Genomic DNA, 501 nt, shown 5'->3' with positions numbered 1-501 from the left:
TCATCAGCTCGTCGGTGTCACCGGCGAGCACCACCGCCCGGTGAGCGAGCGCGGCACGGCGGAGCGACGCCGCGCCGAGTGCCACCGGGTGAGCAGCGCCCACCTCGGCGCTGTCGATCAGCTGTTTAGCCTGAGCACGCAGGGACGCCTCGTCCGTACCGGACAACAGCACCGGAGCCAGTGGCAGTTCCACTGCTGCCACGGCGCCGGCCTCGGCCCCGGCGGCCAGCTCCGCGACCTCGTCCGGACAGGTGGGACCGGCGCCCACGCCGCCCTCAGACCCTTCGACGCACCGACCTGGTTCACAGCCGTACCCCGCACCACCCCCAGCACCCGACGACCCGCAGCCCGCGCCGACGACAACCGCTCGACCAGCAGCAAGATCGGAAGAGCGGCGTGGAGGGAAAGAGTGTATATCGCGGGGTAGCTCTCGGTGGGCGCCGTAGCCGTAACGAGGGGGGGGGGGGGGGGGGGGGGGGGGGGGGGGGGGGGGGGGGGGGG

The 501-nt window shown here is 73.9% G+C and carries 1 protein-coding gene; it reads right to left on the bottom strand.

The features are described 5' to 3' along the window. The coding region (locus PUR56_RS06250; RefSeq protein ID WP_329948157.1) for a hypothetical protein at positions 1–268 on the bottom strand (268 nt) is incomplete at its 3' end. Positions 269–501 lie beyond the last annotated feature (233 nt).

The sequence above is a fragment of the Streptomyces sp. BE303 genome (genome assembly GCF_036290945.1).
Taxonomy (GTDB): domain Bacteria; phylum Actinomycetota; class Actinomycetes; order Streptomycetales; family Streptomycetaceae; genus Kitasatospora.
The sequence above is the reverse complement of the archived record's forward strand: the minus strand, read 5'-3'. Positions and strand labels throughout refer to the sequence as shown.